We start from the raw sequence: 19110 nt of genomic DNA, 5'->3' as shown, positions 1-19110 counted from the left end.
AAATATGGCAGTTTTAGAAATTGTAAAGCATCCAAATGAAGTGTTAGAAACACCATGCGAAAGAGTAATTAACTTTGATAAAAAGTTAGTGAAATTGTTAAAAGATATGCATGAAACAATGTTAATTGCAGACGGAGTTGGTTTAGCTGCGCCACAAGTGGGTATAAGCTTACAAGTTGCTGTTGTTGATATAGGTGATGATACAGGTAAAATTGAATTAATTAATCCTGTTATTTTAGAAAAACGTGGTGAACAAGTAGGTCCCGAAGGCTGCTTAAGCTTTCCGGGACTTTATGGTGAAGTGGAGCGTGCAGATTACATTAAAGTACGTGCACAAAATCGTCGCGGTAAAATATTTTTATTAGAAGCGGATGACTTCTTAGCGCGTGCAATTCAGCATGAAATCGATCATTTACACGGTGTTTTATTTACATCTAAAGTGAAAAGGTATTATGAAGCAGGCGAATTAGAATAGGTTTAAAAGGAGCGGTTTTTGAATGATGAAAGTAGTATTTATGGGGACACCGGACTTTTCTGTGCCGGTGCTTCGTCGTCTTATCGAGGACGGATATGACGTAGTTGGTGTTGTAACGCAACCTGATCGTCCAGTTGGTAGAAAAAAGGTTTTAACACCTACTCCTGTTAAAGTAGAAGCGGAGAAACATGGTATTCCAGTAGTACAGCCGTTAAAAATTCGTGAAAAAGACGAATATGAAAAAGTATTAGCACTAGAGCCAGACTTAATTGTAACAGCAGCATTTGGACAAATCGTACCGAATGAAATTTTAGAAGCGCCAAAGTATGGATGTATTAATGTCCACGCATCATTACTTCCAGAACTTCGCGGTGGTGCACCAATTCATTATGCGATCATGGAAGGTAAAGAGAAAACAGGTATTACAATTATGTATATGGTAGAAAAATTAGATGCGGGCGATATATTAACGCAAGTAGAAGTAGAAATTGAAGAGCGTGAAACAACAGGTTCATTATTTGATAAGTTAAGCGAAGCAGGAGCACACCTGTTATCTAAAACGGTTCCTTTACTAATTCAGGGTAAACTAGAACCAATTAAACAAAGTGAAGCTGAAGTGACGTTTGCATATAATATAAAACGTGAGCAAGAGATAATTGATTGGACAAAAACAGGTGAAGAAGTATACAATCACATTCGCGGATTGAATCCATGGCCAGTTGCTTATACGACTTTGGCAGGACAAGTTATTAAAGTATGGTGGGGAGAGAAGGTCTCTATTACAGAGAAAGCTGAACCAGGTACAATAGTAGCTCTTGAAGAAGATGGATTTGTTGTTGCAACAGGGAACGAGACAGGCGTTAAAATCACTGAATTGCAACCATCTGGTAAAAAGCGTATGAGTTGTTCACAATTTTTACGTGGAACAAAACCTGAAATTGGTACGAAGTTAGGAGAAAATGCATGAGACAAAATGTTCGTGAGTTAGCTCTGGATGGCTTAATTCAAGTAGAAAAAAGTGGTGCATATAGCAACTTACTTTTAAATAATTTGATTGAAAAAAATACAATTGACAGAAAAGATATTGGTTTATTAACTGAAATGGTATATGGAACAATTCAACGTCGTGACACACTAGATTATTATTTACAACCATTTTTAAGAAAAAAGGTTGAAGCGTGGGTAAGAGTGTTGCTTCGCCTATCTCTATATCAAATGCTATATTTAGACCGAGTTCCAGAAAGAGCGGCTATTCATGAAGCAGTTGAGATTGCAAAGCGTCGTGGGCATAAAGGGATTTCAGGCATGGTGAACGGAGTATTGCGTTCAATTCAGCGAGAAGGTGTACCTTCGTTAGAAGAAATCGAAAATCCAGTAGAACGTCTTGCGATTGCAACGAGTCATCCAATGTGGCTTGTACAAGAATGGGCATCCGAATATGGTTTAGAGACAGCAGAGAAAATGTGTGAAGTAAATATGTTGCCACCTGTACCAACAGCACGTGTAAATGTTGATAAAGTAACGGTAGAAGAAGCGGTTGCGTTATTAGCTGATGAGGGTATAGAAGCAAAACGTGGTGAATTGTCAGAGGATGCAATTCAAATTGAAAGAGGAAATGTCGCACATACAGAAGCGTTCAAAAAAGGTTTCCTTTCTATTCAAGATGAAAGCTCAATGCTTGTAGCACGTGCTTTAGAACCGAATAAAGGAGATACAGTTCTAGATAGTTGTGCTGCTCCTGGCGGAAAAACAACTCATATTGCAGAGCGTTTGGACGGAACTGGTAAGGTAATGTCGCTTGATTTACACGCACATAAAGTACGTTTAATTGAACAACAGGCGAAGAGACTTGGTTTAGAAAATGTAGAAACGATGGCTTTAGATGCTAGAAAAGTTCAAGAGCATTTTGCAAATGAATCTTTTGACAAAATATTAGTAGATGCACCATGTTCTGGATTTGGTGTTATTAGACGTAAACCTGATATTAAGTTAGGTAAAGATAAGGGCGATAGTGAAAGGTTATCAACGATTCAACTTGCGATACTAGAAAAAATAGCACCATTGTTAAAACAAGGTGGTCGCCTTGTTTATAGTACGTGCACAATTGAAAAAATAGAAAATGAACAAGTAATAAAGCAATTTTTACAAGAGCATCCTGAATTTGAATGGGATACTACGATAAAAGATCGCATGCCAGAAAAGTTAAATCCGTATATTGATGAAGGTCAAGTACGAATTTTACCGCATTATTTTGCAACAGATGGCTTTTATATTGCTTGTTTAAGAAAGAAGGTGTAGCATCATGGAAACGACTGTAAAAAAACAAAAGAAAAATCTAGAAACAAAGAAACCATCAATTTATTCTTTACAACTTCATGAAATGCAAGATTGGTTAAAGGAACAAGGAGAACCTAAGTTCCGTGCAGGACAAATTTTTGATTGGCTATATAAAAAACGTGTAAAAAATTATGAGGATATGTCAAACCTTGCTAAAGGATTGCGCGATAAATTGTCGAATTCCTTTGATATTACTACTTTAAACACTTTAGTAAAACAAACGTCTTCGGATGGAACGATTAAATTCCTATTCCAGTTATACGATGGATACTCTATTGAAACTGTACTAATGCGACATGAATATGGAAATTCCATTTGTGTAACAACACAGGTGGGTTGCCGCATTGGCTGTACGTTCTGTGCTTCTACACTTGGTGGGTTAAAACGAAACTTAGAGGCTGGAGAAATTGTAGCGCAAGTAGTAGAAGTTCAGCGTGCGCTTGATGAAACAGAAGAACGTGTAAGTTCTCTTGTTGTTATGGGAATTGGAGAGCCATTTGATAATTATGATAACTTAATGTCATTCTTACGCATTGTAAATCATGAAAAAGGAATTCATATTGGTGCAAGACATATGACAGTTTCAACAAGTGGAATTGTTCCAAAAATTTATAAGTTCGCTGAAGAAGATATGCAAATTAATTTTGCGATTTCATTGCATGCTGCAAATACAGAGATACGTTCAAAATTAATGCCGATCAACCGTGCTTATAAGCTACCTGATTTAATGGAAGCTGTTAAATACTATGTAAATAGAACAGGGCGTCGTATTACATTTGAATATGGCTTATTTGGAGGAGAAAATGACCAAGTTGAGCACGCTGAAGAACTTGCTGCGCTCTTAAAAGGTGTAAAATGTCATGTAAACTTAATTCCGGTAAACTACGTGCCAGAACGTGATTATGTACGTACGCCACGAGAGCAAATTTTCTTATTTGAAAAGACGCTAAAAGATCGTGGAGTGAATGTAACCATTCGCCGTGAACAAGGTCATGATATTGATGCAGCCTGCGGTCAGTTGCGTGCAAAGGAGCGCAAAGAAGAGACGAGGTGACTAGATGAAAGCCGTGTTTCTATCGGATAAAGGAAAAGTTCGTCAACATAATGAAGATAGTGCAGGAGTTTTTCGCAATTTAGATGGAAATATTTTAGCGGTAGTAGCAGATGGAATGGGAGGTCATCGAGCTGGCGATGTAGCTAGCTCGATGGCTATTCAATTATTCCATGATTATTGGAAGCAAACGCATAATATGAATGAGCCTAAAAAGGTAGAAAAGTGGTTACATACTAACGTTGGAATTATTAATGAGCGCATATATGCTTACTCTCAGCAGCATGCAGAATGTAATGGCATGGGAACAACACTTATAATAGCCATTTGTACATCGAATTTTGTGACGATAGGTCATATAGGAGATAGTCGTTGTTATATGGTATCAGAGGGGAAAATGACGCTTGTAACGGAAGATCATTCGCTTGTAAATGAACTTGTAAGACATGGCGAAATTTCAAAGGAAGATGCAGAATATCACCCGAAAAAGAATGTTTTGTTAAGAGCATTAGGAAATGAAGAAACAGTTGGATTAGATGTTAAAACATTGGTGCTTGAAGAAGATGATCAATTACTTCTTTGCTCGGATGGATTGTCTAACAAAGTTTCTATTGCTGATATGCAACAAATTTTACAATTGAATGAACAGCTCGAGGCGAAGGGAGAGCATCTCATTCAATTAGCAAATGATCGTGGTGGAGAAGATAATATTACCCTCGTTATTATTGATTATACGGATTCGACAAACGAAAGTAGGTGAAGTGCAACGTGCTGATTGGAAAACGCTTAAATGACCGTTATAAGCTGCTGAAAATGATTGGCGGTGGAGGAATGGCCAATGTATATTTAGCTCATGATGATATACTCGGCCGAGATGTAGCGGTAAAAATATTAAGACTCGACTATTCAAATAATGAAGAGTTTATTAAACGTTTCCATCGAGAAGCGCAATCTGTTACAACGTTGTCGCATCCAAATATTGTGAATATGTATGATGTTGGGGAAGAGGATGATATATATTATCTTGTAATGGAATATGTACCTGGACGAACATTGAAGCAATACATAATTGATCGAGGGATGTTACCGATAGGAGAGGCTCTTGATATAATGGAGCAGTTAACGTCCGCTATGGCACACGCCCATCATTTTGAGATTGTACATCGTGATATTAAACCGCACAATATTTTGATTCGAGATGACGGAGTGGTCAAAGTAACAGACTTTGGAATTGCGACAGCTACAAGTGCAGCAACAATTACACATACAAATTCGGTGCTCGGTTCGGTGCATTATTTATCACCAGAACAAGCGCGCGGCGGTATAGCGAATAAACAATCAGATATTTATTCACTTGGGATTGTTATGTTTGAATTGTTAACAGGAAGACAACCGTTTTCTGGTGAATCTGCTGTTGCAATTGCGTTAAAACATTTACAAAATGAAATGCCATCTCCAAAAAGATGGAATGACAATATTCCACAAAGTGTTGAAAATATTATATTAAAGGCAACTGCGAAAGATCCGTTCCATCGATATCAATCTGCTAACGCGATGAAACGAGATATTGAAACAGCACTATACCCAGAACGAATAAATGAACAACCATTTTACATACCAGAAGATATGGAAGCAACGAAAGCGATTCCAATTATTCAACAAGAACAACTATTTCAAAATGTAAGTGATGAAACGATTGTATTAAAAGGAAGTAAAGTGGATGAACAAGTAAGAAAAGAAGAGACCAAATCAGGTAAGAAGAAAAAGCGAAATAATAAATGGCTGAAAGTTTTAATTACAACATTTTTACTTTTAGCGATAGGGATAACATTAGCACTTACTGTTATTCCAGGCTTCTTTATTCCGAAAGATGTGAAGGTTCCTGATGTGGCTGGTATGAAATATACGACAGCTGTAAATACATTAGTTGAAAAAGGTTTTGAAGTTACTGAACCTAATCTTGTATATACAGATGATGTTGAAGCCGGAAAAGTGATAAAAACAGATCCTATAGCAGGAAGAGTAGTGAAAGAAAACTCTAAAATTACTATCTATCAATCAGGTGGGAAAAAGAAAAGTAAGATGCGTGATTTGACAGGAAAAGATTTCGAGAGTATAAGAGCTGAGTTAGAAGAAGAATATAAACAAGTTACAATAAATTATATTGAAAATGATAAGCCGAAAGGTGAAATTGTAGAGCAAATACCAACGCCTGATCAAATGGTTATAGAGACAGAACAAGAACTGAAAATTTGGGTAAGTAAAGGACCTTATCAAATAAGACCAGGTGATTTTTCAGGATGGACTGAAAATAGTGTAAAAGGTTATTTAAATGAAAGAAAGCTTGTTTCTGATATAAAAAGAGAGTATTCAGATACGGTTGATAAAGGTCTTGTTATTTCACAGTTACCAAAGCCTGGGACACCTTTAAAAGAAGGAGATAAAGTATCGATTGTTATCTCCGATGGTCCGAAGCCTAAAGTGACGAAAACGGTAAAAGTGGATAACATTTCTATCCCATATGAAGCTTCTGCAACAGGTGAGAAAAAGCCGCAAACAATAGAAATTTATAAAGAAGATATGCAGCAAAAAATGGATAAACCAGTTGAAACGAGAACAATTACTGAGTCAGCGATTATTTCTTTAGAATTTGTAATTCAAGAAGGTGCAAAGGGACACTATAAAATTGTCCGAGATGGAGTAACGATTATGGACAAGGAAGTACCATATCCAGCTCAATAATAGTGAATTCCATCGTCCTTATATAGAAGATGGAATTTATTACTCTTGCCTGTTATGCTGTCTACATCGTGGACTGTATAACAGGCAAAAATATATGATTCAAAAAGCTGTAAAAGTGATACTGTTGTAAATAATATTTCAAATTTGATGGTAGATTAAATATATGAACCTGGATATATATTTGGTGGGCTTTGAACTAATTGTTTAAAGAACGCTAGTCTATTCATATTTAATTGCAGTTTTATTTTATACAAAATAAAGGAGAATTATATGCCAGAAGGAAAAATTGTAAAAGCTCTAAGTGGGTTTTATTATGTGCAGAATGAGGAAGGGATTACACAATGTCGTGGGCGTGGTGTATTTAGAAAGAATAAAATTACGCCACTTGTAGGAGACCAAGTTGTTTTTCAAGCGGATAATCCGAATGAAGGTTATGTGTTAGAAGTATTTGATCGGAAAAATGAACTTGTTAGACCTCCTATTGCTAATGTTGATCAAGCTATTCTTGTTTTCTCTGCGGTAGAACCAGATTTTAATCCAGGACTGTTAGATCGATTTTTAGTATTAATTGAATATCATAACATTAAACCAATTATTTGTATTAGTAAGATGGATTTAGTAGATGAAAAAATGAGAGAAACTGTTGAATCTTATGCAAATGATTATCGTGAAATGGGTTATGATGTGTTGTTTACTTCAATAAATACATCGGAAAGTATTGATATTCTGAAACCATTCTTAGAAGGTTGTATTTCCGTCGTTGCAGGCCAATCTGGTGTTGGGAAATCTTCAATGCTAAACGTATTACGTCCAGATTTAGAATTGAAAACTAATGATATTTCTTCACATTTAGGACGTGGAAAGCATACGACAAGACACGTAGAATTAATTACAGTTGGAAGCGGACTTGTTGCGGATACACCTGGTTTTAGTTCGCTTGATTTCATAGATATAGAGGTAGAAGATCTTACATATTGTTTTCCAGAGTTGAAAGAAGCGAGCCAATACTGTAAATTTAGAGGGTGTACACACCTTGCTGAACCGAAATGTGCGGTGAAAGCTGCGGTTGAAGAAGGAAAGATTACCGAATATCGTTATAAGAATTACAAACAATTCGTAGAAGAAATTAGAGAGAGAAAGCCGAGGTATTAGTCATGATTAAAATTGCACCATCGATTTTATCAGCAGATTTTTCAAGATTAGGGGAAGAGATTAAAGATGTAGAAAAAGGCGGAGCTGACTACATTCACGTCGATGTAATGGATGGGCATTTCGTACCAAATATTACGATTGGACCATTAATTGTAGAAGCAATCCGTCCGATTACATCATTACCGTTAGATGTACATTTAATGATTGAAAATCCTGATAACTATATCCCAACTTTCGCAAAAGCGGGAGCGGATATTATTACTGTTCATGTAGAAGCGTGTCCTCATTTACATCGTACAATTCAGTTAATTAAATCTCATGACATTAAAGCAGGGGTTGTATTAAATCCGCATACTCCAGTTTCAACGATTGAGCATGTATTAGAAGATATAGACATGGTATTACTTATGACAGTAAATCCTGGATTTGGCGGGCAGAAGTTTATTCATTCTGTATTACCGAAAATCAAACAAGTTGCAGAAATGGTTAAAGAGCGAAATCTAGAAGTGGAAATTGAAGTTGATGGTGGTGTCAACGCTGAAACGGCAAGACTTTGTATTGAAGCAGGAGCGAATGTTCTTGTAGCGGGATCAGCAGTATACAATCAAAAAGACCGCGGTGAAGCAATTCGTGTAATTCGCGGATAAAGAATGAACGAACGAACCTTTATCCTAGTGAAGCTTCTAGTTCATTAAGACTTCACTATTTATACATGTTAGAGTGGCAAATAAGGAGAAAGGCAATCTACCGAATGGCAGATTGCCTTTTTACAATAGAAGGGGAAGGAAAAATGATTATTCATATTTTAGCGGGAGGACCTGCAGAATACTGCGCAGATTTTTCGCGGTATGAAAATGAAGAAGTAGTTTGGGCGGCCGTTGATAGAGGAGTGTACCGTTTGTTGAAAAGAGGAATCACTCCGGCTGTTGCGTTTGGGGATTATGATTCAGTTACTGATGAGGAATTAGCATGGATGAGGCAACAAACAAATGAATTACATATCGTCCCGCGAGAAAAAGATCAAACAGATTTAGAAATTGCAATTAGCTGGGCTTTAGAACAGAAACCAAAATTAATTCGTATTTTTGGTGCTACTGGTGGAAGACTTGATCATGGTTTAGCAAATATTCAGATGCTTTTAAAGGGATTAGAAGTAAATATAGAAATGTGTATTGTGGACAATAAAAATGAAATAATGGTGAAAAAGTTTGGTATGTATATAATTGAAGGAAACGAACATTTTCCATACGTATCATTTGTACCAGTTACTGAAAGGGTAGAAGGTATTACACTTCACGGTTTTAAGTATCCCCTTACTAATAAAACAATAGAGTGGGGATCGACACTTTGTATTAGTAATGAACTCGTTGAGGAAAAAGGTACTTTTTCATTCACTTCTGGCATATTAATGATGATAAGAAGCACTGATTGAAGAAACAATTTTGCTCCTTGCATCATATAGTGAACAAGTGGAGTAATGGGGATTAGGAGGGAAACCATGAGATTTTATACAATTAAGTTACCTAAATTTCTTGGTGGAATTGTTCGTGCGATGTTAAATACCTTCAAAAAAGACTAAAAAAAGCACCTATTACCGGTGCTTTTTCCAATGGTATAATAAAAAAAGAGCCTAGCGGCTCTTTTTTTTATTATTAAACACGTTCGATTTTGCCAGATTTTAATGCTCTAGCAGAAACGTAAACACGTTGAACTTTTCCGTCGATGCGTACGCGAACTTTTTGAAGGTTAGCGCCCCATTTACGTTTTGTAGCGTTCATTGCGTGAGAACGAGAGTTACCAGAACGAGCTTTTCTTCCAGTGATAGCACAAACACGAGCCATTTATATTTCCCTCCCTTAACTACCGTAACATACGTAATTTTTCAATATTAGTCTTTTATGCGATGCTAAAAACACTACTATAATTTAACACAACTAAAAAGAGAATGCAACACCGTAGGAAAAAGAAATCAAGAAAAAATACTTGACACTATATGTCAATGAAGAAAAGGTGAAATCAAGAAAAATTGCTTGACATATTATAGTGGTACATGTTGTATAATAACAATGGACTATTTTGCTCATCATAAAAAAATGTAATTTAAAACATAAAATATGAGAGTGAAAAAGAAAGAACGATGGAATTTTCTTTAAAAAGATTATATGATAGTAACTAAAGTAGTCTAGCTCACTTTCACCATTTATGAAGGGGGAAACGAGATGTCAATTGAAATTAAAACGAAGTACGGTCAAATTGATATTAGTACAGATGTAATTGCAACAATTGCTGGAGGTGCCGCAGTAGATTGCTACGGTATCGTAGGTATGGCATCAAAAAATCAGTTAAAAGATGGATTAACAGAGATTTTACGAAAAGAAAACTTCACTAGAGGCGTTATTGTTCGTAAAAATGAAGATGAAGTACATATTGATATGTATATTATTGTGAGCTATGGTACGAAAATTTCAGAAGTAGCACATAACGTGCAGACTAAAGTGAAATATACATTAGATCAAACTGTAGGACTAGCAGTAGATTCTGTAAACATCTACGTACAAGGAGTTAAAGTAATAAACTTGTAATGTGCATTAAGGAGGAAAATCTGTGTCAATTCAAAAAATTGATGGAAAACGTTTATCACAAATGATCATTCAAGGAGCCAATAATTTAACAAATAATGTTCAGCTTGTTGATGCATTAAACGTATTCCCAGTTCCAGATGGCGATACCGGTACAAACATGAACTTATCAATGACTTCAGGCGCACGTGAAGTGAAAGCAAATCCTTCACAGCATGCTGGTAAAGTCGGTGTAAGTTTAGCCAAAGGATTATTAATGGGAGCTCGTGGTAACTCTGGGGTTATTTTATCTCAGTTATTCCGTGGTTTCTCTAAATCCATTGAACAAAAAGAAGAATTAACGACAGTTGATTTTGCTGCAGCTTTAGAAGCAGGAGTAGAGGCAGCTTACAAAGCGGTTATGAAACCAATTGAAGGAACGATTTTAACGGTTGCAAGAGAAACGGGTAAATATGCAGTGACAGTTGCGAAAAAACAGCGCGACTTTGTTTTGTTTATGGAAGACGTTGTAAAAGAAGCAAACGCATCGTTAAATCGTACGCCAGATTTATTACCTGTATTAAAACAAGTTGGCGTTGTAGATAGCGGTGGTAAAGGTCTTGTTGTTGTATATGAAGGATTTTTAGCTGACTTAAAAGGAGAAACGATTTCTTCTAATATGCCTGCCCAACCATCTATGAATGACATGGTACGTGCAGAACATCACCGTAGTGTACAAAGCCAATTGAGTACAGAAGATATTAAGTATGGATATTGTACGGAATTCATGGTGAAATTAGAGCCTGGAAAAATGAAGGAACATAATTTCTCTGAACAAAAATTCCGTGAAGATATTAGTGTGTACGGAGATTCACTACTTGTTGTATCGGATGATGAGGTTGTAAAGGTTCATATTCATGCGGAACATCCTGGAGATCCTATGAACTATGGACAACGTTACGGTAGTCTAATTAAGATTAAAGTAGAAAATATGCGTGAACAGCATACTGCTTTATTAGATGAACCTACCATGGTACCTGAACAAACGAATCAGCCAATAGAGAAACAACCGTATGGTATTGTAACTGTAGCTATGGGATCGGGTATTAAAACTCTATTTGAGAGCATTGGTGCAACGAAAGTTATCGAAGGTGGCCAAACGATGAATCCGAGTACGGAGGATATTGTGAAGGCGATTGAAGAGGCAAATGCTGAAAAAATCATCATCTTACCAAATAACGGGAATATCGTGATGGCAGCAGAACAAGCAGCGTCAGTTGTAGAACAAGAAGTTATTGTTATTCGTTCAAAAACAGTTCCTCAAGGTATGGCTGCAATGTTAGCATTTAATCCAGTTGGAACGCTAGAAGAGAATGAAGAAAACATGAAAGAAGCTTTAACTCATGTGAAAACAGGTCAGATTACGTATGCTGTTCGTGATACGGAAATTGACGGTGTAGCGATTCAAAAAGATGATTTCATGTGTATTGCAGATGGGAAAATTGTATCTACAAATGCTGAGAAAGTAGGAGCTGCAAAGCAATTACTAGAAGCGCTAATTGATGAGGATTCTGAAATCGTAACGATTCTACAAGGTGAAGATGCAACAGATGAAGAAGTGGCTAAATTAGTTGCGTTTGTAGAAGAGAACTTTGAAGATGCAGAAGTAGAAGTACATGCAGGGAACCAACCGGTGTATTCTTTCATCTTCTCTGTAGAATAAGAAAAGATTCGATTTGAAAATAAATGGGTTACTTACTTGCTAATGGATAAGAAATAGTGATATGAAGTTTATTACTAGTTTTTATTCAAAAGGCTAGCATATTGATGATAGAAAAGAGCCTTGCTGCTAATAGTGAGGCTCTTTTCTTACGTATTGTACAACTTTGTTTTATCCCGCTATTTGTGGGCAGTAAAACTTCCACCCCCTATATTCGGCTGGAGCAAAGAAGTTAAGTGGGAGATTAACTGCCCGTAAACGCCCACTGATTATAGTTTCACTTTATATAGAGGGATTAGAGTAGTTTCTCTTAGAATGCCTATGATAGAATATATAAGGTGAAAGAGAGCGATTACAGATGTCAATGATAATAATGGATAATCAATAGAATGAATCAAAGAAAATAATGTGACGGAGCGTGAGAATCTTGAATGAAGTTGTACAAGTTCCTGTTACGGATGTAAAGGGAATCGGAGGAGAAACATCTGAGTTGTTACACGAGATGGGAATTTATACAGTTTCTCATCTATTAGAACATTTTCCGTACCGCTATGAAGACTATGCGATGAAAGATCTTGCTGAAGTAAAGCATGACGAGCGTGTAACGGTTGAGGGGAAAGTTCATAGTGCTCCTTTACTGCAATATTATGGGAAGAAGAAGTCACGTCTTACAGTTCGTGTTCTCGTCGGTCGTTATTTAATTACAGCTGTATGTTTTAATAGACCATACTATAAACAAAAGTTAAATTTAGATGAAACGGTAACGATTACTGGTAAATGGGATCAGCATCGCCAAACAATTGCTGTATCAGAACTGAATTTTGGACCGGTTGTACGACAACAAGAAGTAGAACCTGTATATTCAGTGAAAGGAAAACTGACAGTAAAACAGATGCGCCGGTTTGTTGCACAAGCATTTAAGGAGTATGGAGATTCTATAGTCGAAGTGTTACCAGATGGTTTGTTAAGTCGATATAAATTATTATCACGCTATGAAGCGCTCAGAGGGTTACATTTTCCAGTGGGACAGGAAGACTTAAAGCAAGCGCGTCGCCGTTTTGTATATGAGGAGTTTTTCTTGTTTCAGTTGAAAATGCAAACATTACGGAAAATGGAAAGGGAAAACTCGAAAGGGACGAAAAAGGAAATTTCATTAGTAGAATTGCAAGAGTTTACTGATGCGCTTCCGTTTCCATTAACTGGTGCACAACGCCGGGTTGTAGATGAAATAATGAAAGATATGATATCTCCGTACCGAATGAATCGATTATTGCAAGGGGATGTAGGTTCTGGGAAAACAGTTGTTGCTGCGATTGCTCTTTATGCGGCGAAATTGGCTCATTATCAAGGTGCTTTGATGGTTCCTACAGAAATTTTAGCCGAGCAACATTATCAGTCGCTCGCGGAGACGTTTTCACATTTCGGTATGAAGGTTGAATTGCTAACAAGTTCTGTTAAAGGTGCGAGACGTCGAGAAATTTTGTCGAGATTAGAACAGGGAGAAGTAGACATCCTTGTTGGAACGCACGCTTTAATTCAAGACGAAGTTATATTTCATAGGTTAGGTCTCGTTATTACCGATGAACAGCATCGATTTGGTGTGGCGCAGCGCCGGGTTTTACGTGAGAAAGGTGAAAGTCCAGATGTATTGTTTATGACGGCGACCCCAATCCCGCGTACGTTAGCTATCACTGCATTTGGAGAGATGGACGTTTCTATTATCGACGAAATGCCAGCTGGTAGAAAGGTAATCGAAACGTACTGGGCAAAACATGATATGTTAGATCGTGTCCTCGGCTTTGTGGAGAAAGAGATAAAAAAAGGAAGACAGGCATATGTTATTTGCCCTCTTATTGAAGAGTCTGAGAAGCTTGATGTACAAAATGCTATCGACTTACATAGTATGCTGACTCATCATTATCAAGGGAAATGCCAAGTTGGATTAATGCATGGGAGACTATCATCTCAAGAAAAAGAAGAGATAATGGGACAGTTTAGTGAAAATAAAGTGCAAATTCTTGTGTCGACAACAGTTGTTGAAGTAGGCGTGAATGTACCAAATGCGACTGTTATGGTTATTTATGACGCGGAACGTTTCGGTTTATCACAGCTCCATCAGCTGAGGGGGCGTGTTGGGCGTGGTAGTGAACAATCATATTGTTTATTAATTGCGGACCCGAAATCAGAAACGGGAAAAGAAAGAATGCGCATTATGACTGAAACAAATGATGGATTTGTATTGTCAGAAAAAGATTTAGAGTTACGAGGTCCTGGGGATTTCTTTGGAAGTAAGCAAAGTGGTCTACCAGAATTTAAGGTTGCTGATATGGTACATGATTATCGGGCGTTAGAAACAGCAAGACAAGATGCAGCGATACTAGTTGATTCAGAAGCGTTTTGGCATAATGATCAGTATGCTTCGCTGCGTACTTATCTTGATGGGACAGGTGTGTTCCAGGGAGAGAAGCTCGATTAAAAGTAGTCTGCAAAAGTTTTTGTTGCATTCTACTTTTAATGATTATATACTACTTTTAGTACCTAGTCATAAAAATGGATGGTGCGGTATGAAAAAAAGAAGAAGTAAAAAAGAAAGACAAGAATTATTACAACAAACAATAGAAACGAATCCTTTTATAACGGATGAAGATTTAGCGGAAAAATTTCAAGTGAGCATACAAACTGTTCGTCTTGATCGTATGGAATTATCTATTCCTGAATTAAGAGAACGAATTAAGCATGTGGCTACAAAACAACATGAAGAAGATGTGAAATCTTTACCGTTAGAAGAGGTTGTCGGAGAAATTATTGATATAGAATTAGATAGACATGCGATTTCTATCTTTGAAGTAAAGGTAGAACATGTATTTAAAAGAAATCAAATTGCTCGTGGGCATCATTTGTTTGCACAAGCAAACTCACTAGCTGTTGCGGTTATTGATGAAGAATTAGCTTTAACTGCAAAGTCCACCATTCGATATATTCGTCCTGTAAAATTAGGAGAGCGTGTTGTTGCAAAAGTACGTGTTGAAGATGTAGAGAATGATAAAGGACGGACGGTTGTCAAAGTGCGTAGTTTTGTTGGAGAAGAACTTGTCTTTACAGGCACTTTTGAAATGTATCGATCTAGTAATTATAGTGAGGAAGGTAACAACTTATGAAAATCGCAATAGATGCAATGGGCGGCGATCATGCACCAAAGGCTGTAGTATTAGGAGCAATGAAAGCTATTAAGGAATACTCAGATTTACATATTACGTTAGTAGGGAAAGAAGAGGGAATTCGTCAATATTTAACGAGTGAAGAGCGAATTACTATACTTCATACGGACGAAAAAATTGAATCGACAGACGAACCAGTAAGAGCGGTTCGTCGAAAAAAACAAGCTTCAATGGTACTAGCGGCGCAGCAAGTAAAAGACGGCGTAGCGGATGCTTGTATATCAGCAGGTAGTACAGGAGCTTTGATGGCAGCTGGATTGTTTGTTGTTGGTCGTATGGAAGGAATTGAACGACCAGCTTTATCACCTACAATGCCAACTGTTGATGGAGAAGGTTTTGTTATGTTAGATGTTGGAGCCAACGTTGATGCAAAATCAATTCATTTATATCAATATGCAGTAATGGGCTCTGTTTACGCAGAGAAGGTAAGAGGAATTAAAAATCCACGCGTTGGACTTTTAAACGTTGGAACAGAGGATGGTAAAGGAAACGAGCTTTCAAAACAAGTCTTTGCTATGCTCAAGGATGCACCAATTAATTTCGTTGGAAACGTTGAATCAAGAGATTTATTGCAAGGTGTAGCAGACGTTGTTGTATGTGATGGTTTTACGGGTAATGTAGCGCTAAAATCATTAGAAGGAACAGCACTTGCGTTATTCTCTATGTTAAAAGAACAATTAATGAGTTCGTTTACGAGCAAATTAGCAGCAGCGGTATTAAAACCAAAACTTATGGTATTGAAAGATAAAATGGATTATTCGGAGTATGGGGGAGCGGCGTTGTTTGGATTGAAAGCTCCTGTCATTAAGGCTCACGGTTCTTCTAATGACCAATCGATATTTAGTGCGATTCGTCAAACGAGAGAAATGGTAGCGAAAGAAGTAATTCCTACAATTTCAAGTGTAATGGAGAAGGAGCCGCTTCAATAAGAGGAGGATTTGAAATGGGAAAAATAGCATTTCTTTTTCCGGGCCAAGGTTCACAGGCAGTTGGAATGGGTAGACAGTTAGCGGAGAATAATAAAGAGGTTGCGAAAGTGTTTGCAAAAGCGGATGAGGTTTTGCATGATTCTCTTTCAGAAGTGATTTTTGAAGGACCGCAAGAAAAGTTAACATTAACGACAAATGCGCAGCCGGCACTATTAACAACGAGCTTTGCAATTTTAACAGCTTTGAAGGAGTATGATATTACACCTGATTTTGTCGCAGGACATAGTTTAGGTGAATATAGCGCTCTTGTAGCTGCTGGTGCATTAACATTCGAAGACGCTGTATATGCTGTAAGGAAACGCGGGGAATATATGGAAGAAGCTGTTCCAGGCGGGGAAGGTGCAATGGCAGCTATTTTAGGTGCGGATCCGGATATGCTGAAACGAGTTACAGAAGAAGTAACAAGTGAAGGATATGCAGTACAAATTGCTAATATGAATAGTACGAAGCAAATTGTTATTTCTGGAACAAAGCAAGGAGTAGAACTTGCTTCTCAAAGAGCGAAAGAAAATGGTGCTAAAAGAGCAATTCCGCTCAAAGTAAGTGGACCGTTTCATTCCTCGCTTATGAAACCAGCTGCTGAGAAATTCCAAAGTGTTTTAAATGAAATTACAATTCAAGACACGAATATTCCTGTTATTGCAAATGTTACGGCAGATGTTATTACGCGTGGTACAGATATTCAAGCAAAGCTAATTGAACAGCTCTATTCGCCTGTATTATGGTACCCATCTATTGAGTATATGGTGAATCAAGGGGTAGATACATTTATTGAAATCGGACCTGGAAAAGTACTTGCTGGTCTTATGAAGTCGATTGATTCTTCAGTGAAAGCATATGCGGTATATGATGAAGAGACATTAAAAGATACCATTTCAAATTTGAGAGGAGAAAGCTGATGTTAAAAGGGAAAGTAGCATTAGTAACTGGTGCTTCACGTGGGATTGGTCGTGCGATTGCTATTGATTTAGCGAAACAAGGGGCAAATGTTGTAGTAAATTATGCTGGTAATGAGCAAAAGGCGAATGAAGTAGTTGATGAAATAAAGAAATTAGGTTCAGATGCCATTGCAGTAAGAGCAGATGTTGCAAATGCTGATGATGTTACTGCAATGGTGAAACAAACTGTAGATACGTTTGGACAAGTTGATATTCTTGTAAATAACGCTGGTGTAACAAAAGATAATTTATTAATGCGTATGAAAGAAGAAGAATGGGATACAGTTATTAATACAAACTTAAAAGGTGTTTTCTTATGTACGAAAGCAGTATCGCGCTATATGATGCGTCAACGTCATGGACGTATTATTAATATCGCTTCTGTTGTTGGTGTAACAGGAAACCCAGGACAAGCAAATTATGTTGCTGCTAAAGCTGGTGTAATTGGATTAACAAAAACATCAGCAAAAGAATTAGCGAGCCGAAATATTACTGTAAATGCAATTGCTCCAGGGTTTATTGCAACTGATATGACGGATGTATTAGATGAAAATATAAAAGCCGAAATGTTAAAATTAATTCCTGCAGCTCAGTTTGGAGAAGCACAAGATATCGCAAATACTGTAACGTTTTTTGCTTCTGATCAAAGTAAATATGTTACAGGTCAAACGTTAAATGTTGATGGCGGTATGGTAATGTAATAAAAGAATCGATTTCAACTAGTTTTTTTGGACAATATTTTATATAATATTTGAGGGGAGGTGAATAGAATGGCAGATGTTTTAGAGCGTGTAACCAAAATTGTCGTTGATCGTTTAGGAGTAGAAGAAACTGAAGTAGTACCAGCTGCAAGCTTCAAAGAAGATTTAGGCGCAGACTCCCTAGATGTAGTAGAACTTGTAATGCAATTAGAAGATGAATTCGAAATGGAAATTTCTGATGAAGATGCTGAAAAGATTGCTACTGTTGGCGATGCTGTGACTTACATAGAGAGTCATCTATAATGCTTAAGTGAAGTCCCGTTTTTTAACGGGGCTTCTCGGCTTATATCTGGAGGGACCTATGCCGTACCGAAAACATAGAGAAAAAAAATACGAAGCAAAATATCGTGAAGCTTTTAAAGTATTTCAAGAAGAGATAGGTATTACGTTTACAGATGAAAAATTATTGATTCAAGCGTTTACGCATTCATCGTATGTGAATGAGCATCGAAAAAAACCGCATGAGGACAATGAGCGTCTTGAGTTTCTTGGCGATGCTGTATTGGAACTCACTGTATCACAGTATCTGTTTCAAAAATATCCGACAATGAGCGAAGGAGAGTTAACAAAACTACGTGCAGCTATTGTATGTGAGCCATCTCTTGTTCGTTTTGCAAACGAAATGTCATTTGGTAGCCTTGTTTTATTAGGGAAAGGTGAGGAAATGACGGGTGGACGTGAACGACCAGCTTTATTAGCGGATGTCTTTGAAGCGTTTATTGGTGCCCTTTATCTTGATCAAGGGCTAGAAACAGTTTGGGGATACTTAAAAGAAGTTGTATATCCAAAAATTAATGAAGGTGCTTTTTCTCATGTGATGGATTATAAGAGTCAATTGCAAGAATTGATTCAGCGTGATGGTAGTGGCAATGTTGAGTATCAAATTTTGCAAGAAAAAGGACCGGCCCACAACCGAGAATTTGTGTCCCGTGTAACTTTAAATAATGAGGCATTAGGTCTTGGAAGTGGTAAGTCAAAAAAAGAGGCAGAGCAACAAGCTGCTGCAGAAGCATTGAAAAAATTAAAAGAACAATCATGAGGAATCCCCCTTTGAATAAGGGGGGTTCCTTATGCATAGAATGAAACTTTCCTTTTATTTATAAATAAAAGGAGTGGGAAATCCGTATAGTAGTTTGTTTTCGTACAGACAACGTTTACAACAACGGAGA

General features: G+C 37.2%; 20 protein-coding genes. 19 read left to right on the top strand and 1 reads right to left on the bottom strand.

Going from position 1 to position 19110, the window contains the following annotated elements:
• Nucleotides 1-4 precede the first annotated feature (4 nt).
• The 10 genes from def to spoVM all read left to right on the top strand — a co-directional run bounded on the left by def (nt 5) and on the right by spoVM (nt 9336).
• On the top strand, nt 5-475 hold the full coding sequence (def, locus tag NSQ69_RS19030; RefSeq protein WP_341099607.1) for a peptide deformylase: 471 nt from the start codon (nt 5-7) through the stop codon (nt 473-475).
• A 22-nt stretch (nt 476-497) separates the two neighbouring features.
• Entirely contained in the window at nt 498-1442 is a 945-nt protein-coding gene (gene fmt, locus NSQ69_RS19025; protein ID WP_002014498.1) for a methionyl-tRNA formyltransferase, read from the top strand.
• Nucleotides 1439-2773: a 16S rRNA (cytosine(967)-C(5))-methyltransferase RsmB gene (gene rsmB / locus NSQ69_RS19020; RefSeq protein WP_002128834.1), complete on the top strand. Its 1335-nt coding sequence runs from the start codon at nt 1439-1441 to the stop codon at nt 2771-2773. The genes fmt and rsmB overlap by 4 nt, the downstream gene beginning before the upstream one ends.
• 4 nt (nt 2774-2777) lie before the next feature.
• Nucleotides 2778-3866 carry a 23S rRNA (adenine(2503)-C(2))-methyltransferase RlmN gene (gene rlmN, locus NSQ69_RS19015; protein WP_002014500.1) on the top strand — a complete coding sequence of 363 codons (1089 nt, stop codon included), beginning with the start codon at nt 2778-2780 and terminating at the stop codon, nt 3864-3866.
• Between the two features lie 4 nt (nt 3867-3870).
• Nucleotides 3871-4623 (top strand): Stp1/IreP family PP2C-type Ser/Thr phosphatase, encoded by a 753-nt coding sequence (locus NSQ69_RS19010; RefSeq protein WP_002066780.1) that lies wholly within the window; start codon nt 3871-3873, stop codon nt 4621-4623.
• A gap of 8 nt (nt 4624-4631) precedes the next feature.
• Nucleotides 4632-6605, top strand: coding sequence for a Stk1 family PASTA domain-containing Ser/Thr kinase (gene pknB / locus NSQ69_RS19005; RefSeq protein ID WP_002014502.1), 1974 nt, complete (start codon nt 4632-4634; stop codon nt 6603-6605).
• A gap of 270 nt (nt 6606-6875) precedes the next feature.
• Nucleotides 6876-7757 (top strand): ribosome small subunit-dependent GTPase A, encoded by an 882-nt coding sequence (gene rsgA / locus NSQ69_RS19000; protein ID WP_002014503.1) that lies wholly within the window; start codon nt 6876-6878, stop codon nt 7755-7757.
• Between the two features lie 2 nt (nt 7758-7759).
• A complete protein-coding gene (rpe, locus tag NSQ69_RS18995) occupies nt 7760-8404 on the top strand; it encodes a ribulose-phosphate 3-epimerase (protein WP_002014505.1) in 645 nt (214 codons plus the stop codon).
• Nucleotides 8405-8508: 104 nt separating this feature from the next.
• Nucleotides 8509-9189 carry a thiamine diphosphokinase gene (locus tag NSQ69_RS18990; RefSeq protein ID WP_002014506.1) on the top strand — a complete coding sequence of 227 codons (681 nt, stop codon included), beginning with the start codon at nt 8509-8511 and terminating at the stop codon, nt 9187-9189.
• A gap of 66 nt (nt 9190-9255) precedes the next feature.
• On the top strand, nt 9256-9336 hold the full coding sequence (gene spoVM, locus NSQ69_RS18985; RefSeq protein WP_001213599.1) for a stage V sporulation protein SpoVM: 81 nt from the start codon (nt 9256-9258) through the stop codon (nt 9334-9336).
• Nucleotides 9337-9409: 73 nt separating this feature from the next.
• On the opposite strand, the gene rpmB is transcribed toward spoVM, so the two are convergent.
• Entirely contained in the window at nt 9410-9598 is a 189-nt protein-coding gene (rpmB, locus tag NSQ69_RS18980) for a 50S ribosomal protein L28 (protein ID WP_000124776.1), read from the bottom strand.
• Nucleotides 9599-9976: 378 nt separating this feature from the next.
• Between rpmB and NSQ69_RS18975 the strand changes: the two genes are divergently transcribed.
• The 9 genes from NSQ69_RS18975 (at nt 9977) to rncS (ending at nt 18980) form a co-directional block, all read left to right on the top strand.
• Nucleotides 9977-10339: an Asp23/Gls24 family envelope stress response protein gene (locus tag NSQ69_RS18975; protein WP_002014507.1), complete on the top strand. Its 363-nt coding sequence runs from the start codon at nt 9977-9979 to the stop codon at nt 10337-10339.
• 22 nt (nt 10340-10361) lie between these two features.
• Nucleotides 10362-12038, top strand: a complete 1677-nt coding sequence (locus NSQ69_RS18970; protein ID WP_002128829.1) for a DAK2 domain-containing protein — start codon at nt 10362-10364, stop codon at nt 12036-12038.
• A gap of 424 nt (nt 12039-12462) precedes the next feature.
• A complete protein-coding gene (gene recG / locus NSQ69_RS18965) occupies nt 12463-14511 on the top strand; it encodes an ATP-dependent DNA helicase RecG (RefSeq protein ID WP_002014510.1) in 2049 nt (682 codons plus the stop codon).
• Nucleotides 14512-14599: 88 nt separating this feature from the next.
• On the top strand, nt 14600-15193 hold the full coding sequence (gene fapR / locus NSQ69_RS18960) for a transcription factor FapR (RefSeq protein WP_000747354.1): 594 nt from the start codon (nt 14600-14602) through the stop codon (nt 15191-15193).
• Nucleotides 15190-16182, top strand: a complete 993-nt coding sequence (gene plsX / locus NSQ69_RS18955; protein ID WP_341099606.1) for a phosphate acyltransferase PlsX — start codon at nt 15190-15192, stop codon at nt 16180-16182. Before fapR ends, plsX begins: the two co-directional genes overlap by 4 nt.
• A 14-nt stretch (nt 16183-16196) precedes the next feature.
• Nucleotides 16197-17141, top strand: coding sequence for an ACP S-malonyltransferase (gene fabD, locus NSQ69_RS18950; protein ID WP_002128825.1), 945 nt, complete (start codon nt 16197-16199; stop codon nt 17139-17141).
• Entirely contained in the window at nt 17141-17881 is a 741-nt protein-coding gene (gene fabG / locus NSQ69_RS18945; protein ID WP_002014514.1) for a 3-oxoacyl-[acyl-carrier-protein] reductase, read from the top strand. The genes fabD and fabG overlap by 1 nt, the downstream gene beginning before the upstream one ends.
• A 69-nt stretch (nt 17882-17950) precedes the next feature.
• Nucleotides 17951-18184 (top strand): acyl carrier protein, encoded by a 234-nt coding sequence (gene acpP / locus NSQ69_RS18940; RefSeq protein WP_002014515.1) that lies wholly within the window; start codon nt 17951-17953, stop codon nt 18182-18184.
• Between the two features lie 58 nt (nt 18185-18242).
• Nucleotides 18243-18980, top strand: a complete 738-nt coding sequence (rncS, locus tag NSQ69_RS18935) for a ribonuclease III (protein ID WP_002033792.1) — start codon at nt 18243-18245, stop codon at nt 18978-18980.
• Nucleotides 18981-19110 lie beyond the last annotated feature (130 nt).

Origin of the sequence: Bacillus sp. FSL R10-2201 (assembly GCF_038008665.1) — a bacterium.
GTDB lineage: Bacteria > Bacillota > Bacilli > Bacillales > Bacillaceae_G > Bacillus_A > Bacillus_A mycoides.
The sequence above is the reverse complement of the archived record's forward strand: the minus strand, read 5'-3'. Positions and strand labels throughout refer to the sequence as shown.